General features: G+C 41.7%; 9 protein-coding genes. All 9 read right to left on the bottom strand.

Annotation, left to right across the window (positions count from 1 at the left end; all coding sequences use genetic code 11):
* Positions 1 to 15 precede the first annotated feature (15 nt).
* Positions 16 to 1026, bottom strand: a complete 1011-nt coding sequence (locus B5X60_RS17795) for an SDR family oxidoreductase (protein WP_079704094.1) — start codon at positions 1024 to 1026, stop codon at positions 16 to 18.
* Positions 1027 to 1033: 7 nt separating this feature from the next.
* Entirely contained in the window at positions 1034 to 2323 is a 1290-nt protein-coding gene (locus B5X60_RS17800; RefSeq protein ID WP_079704095.1) for a nucleotide sugar dehydrogenase, read from the bottom strand.
* 131 nt (positions 2324 to 2454) lie between these two features.
* Positions 2455 to 3531 (bottom strand): Wzz/FepE/Etk N-terminal domain-containing protein, encoded by a 1077-nt coding sequence (locus B5X60_RS17805; protein ID WP_079704096.1) that lies wholly within the window; start codon positions 3529 to 3531, stop codon positions 2455 to 2457.
* 14 nt (positions 3532 to 3545) lie between these two features.
* A complete protein-coding gene (locus B5X60_RS17810) occupies positions 3546 to 6011 on the bottom strand; it encodes an SLBB domain-containing protein (RefSeq protein WP_079704097.1) in 2466 nt (821 codons plus the stop codon).
* Between the two features lie 133 nt (positions 6012 to 6144).
* Positions 6145 to 7281, bottom strand: a complete 1137-nt coding sequence (gene gmd, locus B5X60_RS17815) for a GDP-mannose 4,6-dehydratase (RefSeq protein ID WP_079704098.1) — start codon at positions 7279 to 7281, stop codon at positions 6145 to 6147.
* Positions 7282 to 7378: 97 nt separating this feature from the next.
* Positions 7379 to 7864: a transcription termination/antitermination protein NusG gene (gene nusG, locus B5X60_RS17820; RefSeq protein WP_079704099.1), complete on the bottom strand. Its 486-nt coding sequence runs from the start codon at positions 7862 to 7864 to the stop codon at positions 7379 to 7381.
* Positions 7861 to 8397 (bottom strand): transcriptional regulator, encoded by a 537-nt coding sequence (locus tag B5X60_RS17825; protein ID WP_079704100.1) that lies wholly within the window; start codon positions 8395 to 8397, stop codon positions 7861 to 7863. The genes nusG and B5X60_RS17825 overlap by 4 nt, the downstream gene beginning before the upstream one ends.
* 82 nt (positions 8398 to 8479) lie before the next feature.
* A complete protein-coding gene (locus B5X60_RS17830) occupies positions 8480 to 9418 on the bottom strand; it encodes a GDP-L-fucose synthase family protein (protein ID WP_079704101.1) in 939 nt (312 codons plus the stop codon).
* An 85-nt stretch (positions 9419 to 9503) separates the two neighbouring features.
* Positions 9504 to 9922: UDP binding domain-containing protein (locus tag B5X60_RS17835; protein ID WP_245803559.1), on the bottom strand; the 419-nt coding region annotated here is incomplete at its 5' end.

Here is a 9922-nt window from a genome sequence, read left to right on the forward strand (position 1 = left end):
ATTATTTTTAAAGAATTAGGAAAGAGTATTAGACTTAATGTACCAGTTGTAAACAATTTTTAAGCCTTCGCTGAAATTAAACCCCGGCAAATAGCCAAGCTCCTTTTGTATTTTCTCAATACTGGCTTTCGAATGCTTTACATCTCCCGGCCGTTCATTTTTATAAATCGCCTGTATATTTTTTCCGCTAAGCTCTCTAAGTATTTCCAAAATGGAATTCAAACTAACCTGATCACCACATGCTGTATTAAAAATTGTATGCTGGTTCTGTCCGTGGTGCAGAAGCGCTTTTATATTTGCTTGCACAGCATTTTCCACGAACGTAAAATCCCTGCTCGTTTCGCCGTCGCCATTCACAATGGGTTGAGTGTTCTCAATGAACGCTTTACAAAAAATCGGAATTACCGCCGCGTATGGATTATTAGGGTTCTGTTTGGGGCCGAAAATGTTGAAATATCTTAGACCGGTGGAATGCATTCCGTAAATACTGCTAAACACTTCCGCGTACATCTCATTCACCGCCTTCGTGACAGCATATGGCGACAATGGCTTCCCCTCCCTGCCCTCAACCTTTGGCAATTCTATGCTATCTCCATATGTAGAGGAGGAAGCGGCATAAACGAATTTAGCATTGGGAGCACAATCCTTAGCTGCAGCAAGCATGTTAAGAAAGCCTTTTATATTAACTTCATTAGTAGTTATTGGGTCTGTAATCGACCGGGGAACCGAACCTAAAGCCGCCTGATGGCTTATACAATCTATCCCTTCTACCGCTTTCCTGCATGTCTCCAGATCACGGATGTCGCCCAGTATAAATTCGAAATTTGGCAGCGAGGTAAAATCTTTAATGTTATCAAAATAACCGTTAGAAAGATTGTCTAATACGCGAACCCTGCCCGCTTTGTATTTGAGCAAATACTCGACGATATTGCTCCCTATAAATCCCGCACCTCCTGTGACAAGAAAGCTATGTTTGGAAATATCCTCCGTATGATACGGCGTTTTATATAATTCTGGGTTGTACATATCTGCCTTATAGCCTTCCGTCGATCTTGATCCTCGGAAGGATACCTTTTACATCATATACTACCAGATTTTCGCCTTTCTCCAGGGCCAGGTCCTGAAAACAATCGTGGGCCACGGCAAGGATCACCGCAGAATACTGAGTGAAATCTGGTGTATCGTTAGTTAAAACATTCGAAAGATTATATTCCCGGTTAACTTCCTGCTCTTTTGCCCAGGGATCGTGTATGTCTACCCGGATGTCAAAGTTCTGAAGCTCATTATAAATGTCGATCACACATGTGTTCCGGATGTCCGGGCAGTTCTCCTTAAAAGTGAAACCGAGAATCAGGATTTTAGCATTGATGATTTTCAGGTTTTTACGCATCATAAGTTTGATGACTTCCAGGGCTACATGGCGCCCCATACTATCATTCATCCTGCGACCGGCTAAAATGATTTCCGGATGATACCCTACTTCCTGTGCTTTTTGGGCAAGATAATATGGATCAACGCCTATGCAATGTCCCCCGACTAAACCAGGCTTAAATTTTAAGAAATTCCACTTAGTACCTGCAGCCTCAAGTACTTCCTGGGTATCAATACCCAAAAGTCCGAATATCTTTGAAAGCTCGTTAACAAAGGCAATATTTATATCCCTCTGCGAATTCTCTATCACCTTTGCCGCTTCTGCAACCCTGATCGAGCTTGCCTTAAATGTTCCCGCAACGATAACGGTTTTATACAACTGATCAATAAATTCAGCTATCTCAGGTGTAGATCCTGATGTAACTTTCAAAATTTTAGCAACAGTATGTTCCTTATCTCCCGGATTGATCCGTTCAGGAGAATACCCGGCAAAAAAATCCTCATTGAACTTGAGTCCAGAAATTTTCTCAAGTACCGGGACACAATCATCTTCCGTTACGCCCGGGTATACTGTTGATTCGTATATTACAACATCGCCTTTTTTCAGGACTCTCCCTATTGCCTCGCTGGCCTTTATCAAAGGCGTTAGGATAGGTCTATTATGCTTATCTGTAGGTGTAGGAACAGTCACTATAAATACGTTACAGTTCTTAAGGTCGTCCTGGGATAAACTAATCCGCAGACCGAACGCATCGGAATCTGAACTGAGAACTTTCTTCAACTCTGCTTCAGAAATTTCCAATGTTGAGTCTAAACCATCATTTAGCTCTTTTATCCGGTCCTCTTTTATGTCATATCCAAGAACCTTGTAATGTTTCGAAAATTCAACTGCTAAAGGCAAACCTACATAGCCAAGACCAATCACAGCTATTCTAGTATTTTTAAAGTCCATTATTTTATTTTACAAAGCTGAGTGTATACCGTGCCCAGAGGCAATTGTTTGTCTGTATGCCAAGCATGGCATACCAATTTTCATTACTTATTCAGAAAGTTAGTTGCTTAAAAGGTCTATTTCCACCCTAATTAGCGGTTAAACAGAAATCTACGGATCAACAAATAGTTAATCATAAGGAAGCCACCTATTATTCCGCCTATCATTAAGCCCCTTCGTTTTCCGAACATGGTAATGTCGAGGGGAAGGATAGGAGTATCGATAACCTGAATCAAAGGTGTCTCTCTTCGCAAAGACATTTTTGAAATTTCCAGGTTTTTTACCAGCTCAGTTAAAATAGCCTGGCTCGCCTGCACGTCCACGGTTCGCCGTTGAGATGGGACTGCCAAAACTCGTCTTGCTGGATTAGGGTTCGGATTCATATCTGCCGAAACAGCTACGCCGCTAATTGCATAGTTTAATGCTCTGCGAACTGAATCTGTTTGGTACTGCAGAATCGCAAGATTTTGGACCGATTTTTTTGTTTTCGTTTCAACATAAAAACCGGTTACCACCTCCGCCAATGTTTCTACAAATTTCTTTGCAAACTGCTCATTGCCTGACTTCACCCTGATCATAATTATTCCCAACTGATCATCCTTTCGATTCACAGTTAATGTGCCATTTACTATAACCTTATAGAACTTGCCAAGTACGCTATCTTGTTTTAAAGTAAATTTTGTGCGATCGGCACGCGGATAAAAATGCAGGTTCTTCAGCTCTGGCTTATCCTGCCAGCTTTCATGAAGCTTATTAAATACAATAAAATATTCCGCCAGGGTAATTTCTTTATAACCCCCGATGCTTACCGATGTAAGAAGTGTTTTCTCGATCAGTGACCGGGATTTCATCAACTCAATCAGATTTTCCCCAGCGAACACACCACCACCACCTCCTCCGCCTAAATTCAGTCCAAACTGACTTGCAAGGCCAGCATATCCACCCGAACCGCCCTGATCGTCCTCAAGCGCAAAAGTCAGCTCTGCGGTATATACTGGCTGCTGCTGATAGGCGTAGTACAAACCGAGAGCTCCCCCGAGGATGCCAGCAATAAGGATCAAGTACCATTTAGATATTAAGTACTTTACCCATTCTCCCGCCTTTAAGAATATTTCCTTTAAAGAAATTTCATTCTCCAGATTTTCCTGATTTTTTACTCGTGTATCCACTAAGATAATGATGACTATTGTTTAACCAGGTTAAGAATAATAACTGCCAAAGATGCGAGACCACTGGAAATACCAACTATCTCAGCCGCTGAAAGAGGCCTTTTTTCAGACTTCTTAGGAACAAAGATTTCCGCGCCGGGAGTCACCGCAGGATAATCGTTAAAAAATAATATTTTCTTAGTACTCTTCACCGATCCATTTGCATAAAGAATATACGACCTTCTTTTAAGTGAACGATCTGAAAACCCTCCGGATTGAGAAATATAACCTTTAAAACCTTTCCCCTGCTCATAAACCATCGTTACCGGTGAAAGCACTTCGCCGCTTACCTTGATTGTCTGAAGCAACTTAGGGACGTTGATTATATCAGCTTCGTCCAAAATCAGGTCATAACTCGATCCCGGATTTTCTAAAATATTCACCAGATTGATTCCAACATTAGTGTTTCTTACTGAAGACTCTATATTACTGGAAACACTTGATGAATCTCCTATAGAAGACTGTAAACGCCTGATTGTTTCAAGCTTTTCCTTTGCCACCTCTGCAGAATCTACAGTAGGAACCCCTGGCCTTTTTAATGATGCACCCGGAGGGTGAGCTAATGCCGTTAGCCCCCCAGCACGCCTGATAATATCCGATATCCGTTCATCCTTTCTTAGCAATGTGTAAGTTCCCGGAAACAACACTTCACCCGTTACAGTTACTTGCTTTTGTATCTCATACCCTGAAGCCCCACGAACAGAGACTATGTCAAAAGGCTGCAGAATAAAAGGTGCTCCTGAAAGCCTTAAGTTCCTGTCTACATCGATTTGAAAGACTTCTGCTGTTGCTGCAGACTGAGAGAGAACATTACTATTCTTAACTCTTCGCGAAACTTCAACCCGGCTTACGCTGGCACCCTCCTTAAATCCTCCTGCCTGAACAATCAAATCCTGCAATGTCATATTCTCCGCGAACAGGAAGGAGCCCGGCCTTCTGACTTCACCATCTATATTTACTCTGTATTCTTCTTTCAGGTCAGTGATGGAAGAAATTGAGACTACATCCTCTCTTAATAGCCTTATGTCCGGTGCTGTACCATTAAGTATCCCGGCTACATCAAATGCTATTACCTCTGATTGATTATCTGGTCTTAATCGAAGAATGTATCCCCTTGGCAAAAAAGCTTCTTCTTTCAAGCCCTCAGCTTTTCTTATCAATCCGGATAAAGTAAGACCCTGTTCCAGTTCATATCGACCCGGTCTGAATACTGCTCCATTGATACTTACACGGTTTTCAAATCTGTCCAACACGCGGTCTATAAAGAATTTATCGCCTGTAGACGGCCGGTAACTGCTAAATTTTTCGCTGGTTATATCTTCTATTCTTCGCTCAGTATCGGTGTTTTTCAGAATTTTGATTCTCGCTTTAAATGCGTTTTCCGTGAAACCACCGGCAAAATTTAACAGGTCTACAAAGCTTTCACCGCTTACAAGTTCAAAAATAGCGGGCCGCTTCACTTCACCTACCATTTCAACGCGGGAGTTGTAAACAGGGACCCTTATAATGTCCTGATCCTGAAGTCGAAGATTATTCGTCATCTCACCCTTCATCAGAAAGTCATATATATCAAGGACAGCAACCTTTTTGCCCCCTCGTATCACTTCAATCACGCGGAACGATCCATTTTCGGTTGGCCCACCGGAAGAATATAGCGCATTGAATACAGTCGCTAAAGATGGTAAAGTGTAAGTTCCTGGTTTCTGAACTTCTCCGGTTAGGATAACCTTAATGCTCCGGATGTTTCCTATAGTTATATTGATATTTGTACGCCCTGAACGTAATCCCGTGTAAACCGAGGCCAAACGGCTGCGAATTTTAGCTGTTGCCGCTTCGACTGTGAGGCCTGCAACAGGAACGGGGCCTATAAATTCTACATTTATATTCCCTTCCGGACTAACTTTTAATGAGTAAGACGCTTCTGAATCGCCGTAAATATCAATAAGGATTTGATCATTAGGCCCTATAACGTAGCTCTTGGGCGTGGCCATATTTAGATTAGGCTCAAAAGTCAGGTTAGTATTACGAAACAGGTCTGCCCCAAATATTTTAGAACGCAGCTCTAACAATGCCTTTTCTGCCTCGGTTTCCGGCCTCACCCTGGTTAAGCTGGTATCTGTATCAAAATTCAGCTGTCTACCGCCCGGGCTTATACCCCGGTTTGCACCTGCCTTACTGTCTCCCTTCAGCTTATCCACCCTTTCACGGAGCTTTTTAACTTCTTCCGGGCGCATACCCCTCGCCTGGGCGATCTGCTCAAGCTGTGAATCTCCCAGCCCTGTTGCCTCAGCCTGCCGCATAAATGCTCTAACCTGATCGTCACTTAGCTCATCAACACGCACATTACTGAAGTTCTGAGGCGCGGTCTGAGCCAATAAAGGCACAGTAACAACGCTTGCGACGAGGATTGTAAGCAGGCTTACGAATTTTTTAATATCCATAGTTTGTAAGTGACCAAAGCTAATTAATCTTCTTGTAATATACTTCCCTAATAATTACTACTAATTGTCAGCAAAAATTATAAACTAATTTTACAAACCAAAGCAAGACATCTCATTTCTAACTTCAATCTGGTTATTCAAAGTAATTTAGCGTGTTGAAGCCGCCTTTTTTAAGGTATTCGTCCTTTTTGATCAAATGCAGGTCAGACAAGACCATTTCCTTAACTAACGCTGCCAGATCATATTTAGGCTGCCAATTTAATTTGGTGTTTGATTTGGTTGGATCCCCTATCAGCAGATCAACTTCTGTTGGCCTGAAATATTTAGGATCGACCTTGACAACAGTCTGGCCCAATTTCAATTCTTTCGAATCGATGCCCAGTAAATTCAGCTTTTCTTCCTCAAAATCTATTATTACTCCCTTTTCCAATTCATCCTGACCGCTGAATTCAACCGTTATTCCAAGTTCGGAGAAACTCATTTTCACAAAATCACGCACGGTAGTGGTGATTCCGGTGGCGATTACAAAGTCTTCGGCTTTTTCCTGCTGTAAAATAAGCCACATTGCCTCAACGTAATCTTTTGCATGGCCCCAATCCCGTTGTGCGGAAAGATTACCTAAATAGAGGCAATTTTGAATGCCAAGAGCTATTTTTGAAGCCGCGCGAGTAATTTTCCTAGTTACAAATGTCTCACCCCTTACTGGACTCTCATGGTTAAACAATATTCCGTTGCAGGCAAACATATCGTATGCTTCTCTGTAATTCACGGTAATCCAATATGCATACATTTTTGCGACGGCATATGGTGACCGGGGGTAAAACGGAGTACTTTCAGACTGGGGAACTTGCTGAACCAAGCCATATAACTCTGAGGTTGAAGCCTGATATATCTTGCTTTTCTTTTCTAATCCCAAGGTACGCACTGCTTCAAGGATCCTCAATGTTCCAATCCCATCCGCGTTTGCAGTATACTCTGGTGTTTCAAAGCTGACATGAACGTGGCTCATTGCTGCGAGGTTATAGATCTCATCTGGCTGAGTCTCCTGGATAATCCTGATTAAATTCGTCGAATCGGTCAAGTCACCATAGTGCAGCTTTAGCTTCAGGCCTTCCTCATGCTGATCATGATATAAGTGGTCAATGCGGTCAGTGTTGAACAAAGAGCTTCTGCGCTTGACCCCATGCACAAAATACCCCTTCTTTAAAAGGAATTCTGCTAAATAAGCTCCGTCCTGGCCGGTAATTCCGGTTATTAATGCTGTCTTCATTAAATGTAAATATTTTGTTCGTGTATGGCTCCGCCCTTTCAGTCACATTTGCGATGTAACCTGGACTACAAATTTTGCAATTCAATAATGGGAAAGTTTATCCAACTTTCTCAACAAGATTCTTCCGCAGGTCAACTGTGACTTTCAGACCCATATCTTCAAGGTAAAGGGTAGCACGATGACCGGTTGTATGAACGACTTCGGCTTCTTTATCACTCAAAGCTCCAGATCGGATTATAATCTTATCCTTTGCGTTGAGGATCCCCGATTCTATGCTTTCATGAGTGTAACGTGAAAGCAGATCCTGAAGCGACTGCATCTCATTGTTCCGGATAACTGCCGGACGGCCGCAGTAATAAATGTAGCGGACAACACCCGGAACCGCGAGAACCTTATCTTTTTCGGCCGGCTCTTCTACGAAGCAGTACGAACGGAACAGCGGCTCCTCAACCCATTTCCACCTGTCACTCCACTGCTTTCTTGTCCTTAGCAGCGGGCAATATACTTCCACTCCAAGCGTGGTAAGTTTCTCTGCCACAGCCTTTTCGTAGCGTGATTTGGTGTATATCAAATGCCAACTCATGCCGTATGATCGAATATCAGGACCAATTCTTTATAATGCCTCTCGACATAGATCTTCGAATCCATTTCTTCGAAAATCAAATAGCGAATTTTCCTTCCTATGATAGGTTCAGTCTTTTCAACAAGAGAACTCAGGTAATTACGATCGATATCGTTCCCTATAATGAGCAGATCAAGAATGTCCGATTCCAGACCTTTGGCAAGCTGGCCTTCAAGATATACTTGCTGGACATTACCTGTCCTGTCTATTATTCTTTCTATTAACTCTTCGACCCCAACGAACTTTCGAATTATACTATTTAGGTCTTTGAAAAGCGGGTGAGAAATATTTGCTCTATAAAGCTTTTTGTTACCTTCAGATTCAGCAAGTAACAAGCCGGCATGCTCAAATCGGTTCAGTTCCTGCCTGATACCATTAGTGCTTTCATTAAATTCATGGCCTAAGCTTCGTAAATACCCTTGATTGTTTATATTCAAGAAGAATTTTAACAACAGTTTAATCCGCGTTTTAGAAGTGATTAAGCTTTCAAGCATAGTTATTGAGTAAATTTATTACTCATTTATTGCGCGCAAATGTAAATAAAAATTTAAAGGAAATAAATTTAAGTTTGCAAACTTAAATATCTGCGGGTATTTTGCTTAAAAAATCATTGTACGCCAGCTTGATACCTTCTTCAAGCTTGGTCTGATAAGTCCATCCTAATGATGTAAGCTTTGAAACATCAAGCAACTTTCTGGGTGTACCATCTGGTCTCAAAGAATCAAACTTTAAAGTCCCATTGAATCCGATAACTCGTTGGATCGTAAGCGCTAAATCTTTTATGCTCAAGTCTTCACCTGTGCCTATATTTACGAAGGCCTCTTCATTGTAATTTACCATCAAATACACACAAGCATCGGCAAGATCATCAGCAAATAAAAATTCACGCCTGGGAGTACCTGAACCCCAAATGACTACTTCGCCGGCACCCGAAATTTTTGCCTCGTAAAATTTCCTAATTAAGGCCGGCAATACGTGGGAATTCTCGGGGTGGTAATTGTCATTATAACCATATAAATTGGTTGGCATTACAGAAATAAAATTACATCCGTACTGCCTCCTATATGACTCACACATTTTTATTCCGCTTATTTTAGCTATTGCATAAGGCTCATTTGTATCTTCTAACAGTCCCGTCAATAAAAACTCCTCCTTTAAGGGCTGTGGAGCTAATTTGGGATAAATACAGCTTGAGCCAAGAAACATAAGCTTTTTAACGTTGGTCAAAAATGCGTTGTGGATGACATTGTTTTGAATTGCCAGATTTTCATATAAAAAGTCAGCCCGGTAATTGTTATTGGCAACGATACCGCCAACTTTAGCTGCAGCAAGAAAAACATATTCTGGCTTTTCAACCTTAAAAAAGGCGCTCACCGTATTTTGGTCTCTAAGATCGAGTTCAGAAGAAGTCCTGGTCAATAGGTTATTATAGCCATCCATTTCCAATCTTCTTAAAATGGCTGAGCCCACCATTCCGCGATGTCCGGCCACAAATATTTTTGCGTTTTTTTCCAATCTTTTAACTTCTAACAGGTATGCGCGAAAGAGAACAAAGGTAACAGTAGTTGCTTATATAAAGTAATTTCTTTGCCAAACAAAGTTAACTTATTACTTTTCTGCCGATGCTATTATAATAGTATCCGCAGTCGATCATCTTCTGCAGATCATACAAGTTCCGCCCGTCGAATATAACCTTGCTCTTCATGAAATCGCTCATCTTGTCAAAATCAGGTGTGCGGAATACCGACCATTCGGTAACGATCATCAGTGCATCCGCATCTTTCAAAATATCATACTGATTGTCTCCAAATTTAACCGTGTCTCCCTTGAGCTTTTTTACATGGTCCATAGCCTCCGGATCAAAAACACTCACTTCAGCGCCGTCGTTCAGCAATTCATCAATAATGTACAATGATGGTGCCTCGCGAATGTCGTCTGTCTCCGGTTTAAATGCCAGACCCCAGACCGCTATCTTTTTACCTTTAAGTTTGCCACCATAATATTTTCTCATCTTCTCGA

Origin of the sequence: Daejeonella lutea (genome assembly GCF_900168015.1) — a bacterium.
In the GTDB taxonomy this organism is placed as follows: Bacteria; Bacteroidota; Bacteroidia; order Sphingobacteriales; family Sphingobacteriaceae; genus Daejeonella; species Daejeonella lutea.